Source organism: Neisseria sp. P0001.S005, assembly GCF_051963715.1.
In genome coordinates, this window is record NZ_JBQCTZ010000366.1 from 1 (window position 1) to 1,854 (window position 1,854).

The 1,854-nt window shown below is 40.7% G+C and carries 3 protein-coding genes and 1 pseudogene; all 4 read right to left on the reverse strand.

The window, feature by feature from the left end; translation table 11 throughout:
- A pseudogene (gene rplA / locus ACTHSP_RS20200) lies at positions 1–350 on the reverse strand (50S ribosomal protein L1); the annotation flags it as partial.
- Positions 350–784 (reverse strand): 50S ribosomal protein L11, encoded by a 435-nt coding sequence (gene rplK, locus ACTHSP_RS20205; protein WP_002220151.1) that lies wholly within the window; start codon positions 782–784, stop codon positions 350–352. The gene rplK and the pseudogene rplA, both read right to left, overlap by 1 nt.
- A 105-nt stretch (positions 785–889) precedes the next feature.
- Positions 890–1,423, reverse strand: a complete 534-nt coding sequence (nusG, locus tag ACTHSP_RS20210; RefSeq protein WP_003749258.1) for a transcription termination/antitermination protein NusG — start codon at positions 1,421–1,423, stop codon at positions 890–892.
- A 2-nt stretch (positions 1,424–1,425) separates the two neighbouring features.
- Positions 1,426–1,704: a preprotein translocase subunit SecE gene (gene secE / locus ACTHSP_RS20215; protein ID WP_314511445.1), complete on the reverse strand. Its 279-nt coding sequence runs from the start codon at positions 1,702–1,704 to the stop codon at positions 1,426–1,428.
- Between the last annotated feature and the right edge of the window lie 150 nt (positions 1,705–1,854).

Consider the following 1,854-nt stretch of genomic DNA (forward strand, 5'->3'; position numbering starts at 1 on the left):
GAAGCAATAACAACGTCAAAGTTCAGGTTACCAGCTTTGATTTCAGCAGCCAGATCTTCAAAACCGACAATATCTGCGCCAGCTTCTTTAGCAGCATCTGCATTTGCTCCTTGAGTAAACACAGCTACGCGAGTTGTTTTACCGGTACCTTTAGGCAGAACGACTGAACCACGGATAACTTGGTCAGATTTACGAGGATCAACGCCCAAGTTAAAAGATACGTCAACAGACTCGTCAAATTTAGCAGTAGCAGATTTTTTAACTAAAGCAATTGCTTCGTCAATTGCGTACAGTTTGTTAGCTTCAACAGAAGAGCGAAGAGCTTTCAAGCGTTTAGATACTTTAGCCATTATACAACACCCTCCACGTCCAAGCCCATTGAGCGAGCAGAACCTGCGATAGTACGAACAGCCGCATCCAAGTCAGCAGCAGTCAAATCAGGCTCTTTAGTTTTAGCAATTTCTTCCAACTGAGCACGAGTCAATTTGCCCACTTTGTTGGTCAGAGGATTAGAACTACCTTTTTGCAGACCAGCAGCTTTTTTCAACAAGATAGAAGCTGGTGGAGTTTTCATCACAAATGTGAATGATTTGTCTGCAAATGCAGTAATCACGACTGGAATTGGCAAACCAGGTTCCATACCTTGGGTTGCAGCATTAAATGCTTTACAGAATTCCATAATGTTCAAACCACGTTGACCCAAGGCTGGACCAACTGGGGGAGATGGATTGGCTTTACCTGCAGGAATTTGCAGTTTAATGTAGCCGATAATTTTCTTTGCCACTTAAAGGACTCCTAAAAACGGGTATAACGCGGAACCATTCCGCTTCCCAAACAGAATTCGCGATTATATCCGCTTAAAAAAAATTTTTCAAGCGAATTAAACCACTTAAATCTTTTCAACCTGGCCGAACTCTAATTCAACCGGTGTTTCGCGACCAAAAATCTGAACTGAAACACGCAGTCTATTACGTTCGTAATTAACTTCATCAACAATACCGTTAAAATCAGCAAATGGGCCTTCGTTTACTCGAACTTGCTGACCAACTTCAAACTCAACTTTTGGTTTTGGCTTCTCAACACCTGTTTTAGCTTGTTGCAAAATAGCATCCGCATCTTTTTGAGAAATTGGGATCGGGCGATTTCCACTACCACCTACAAAACCATTTACTCGAGGAGTACTCTTAACCAAATGCCACGAATCATCAGTCATTTCCATTTCGACCAATACATAGCCTGGATAGAATTTACGCTCACTGATGGTTTTTCGACCATTCTTGATATCTACTACTTCCTCGACGGGCACAAGAATCTGACCGAAATAATCTTCCATGTTTTCACGAGCAATACGCTCTTTCAATGTTTTTTGGACATTTTTTTCAAAACCGGAATAGGCCTGCACCACATACCAACGCTTTGACATCTTTACCCTTTCCTATTTAATAAAACATCAAAAAACAACCATGAAATAATTGTATCTGCCACATAAATGAAGGCTGCTAAAATCGCAACAAAGATAATTACAAATACAGTCATTTTGACCGCTTCATCCCGACTCGGCCAAACCACTTTCTTGAACTCGGTCCAAGAGCTCTTAAAATATGCAAACAGACCTTCTTTCTTCTCAGTAGCTGGTTTATTACTGCTTACCACTACTTCCTTTTTTTGATGGCCTTCTTTGTGTCCAGACGGATGTTCTGTCATCTTTACTCACTTATCAATGCCCCACCTACCATCCATTTTAGATGGCGACATTGATCCATATAATTAATTCTAGATAATCTTAAAACTTAAGTACAAAAAAATTAACCGGCACAAGGCCGGTTAATTTTTTATTTGGCAGGCCAAGAGGGT

What these genes read in the sequence shown, in the direction of transcription:
- nusG (WP_003749258.1), bottom strand. Translation starts at nt 1,423, where the DNA reads ATGTCAAAGCGTTGGTATGTGGTGCAGGCCTATTCCGGTTTTGAAAAA.
- secE (WP_314511445.1), bottom strand. Translation starts at nt 1,704, where the DNA reads ATGACAGAACATCCGTCTGGACACAAAGAAGGCCATCAAAAAAAGGAA.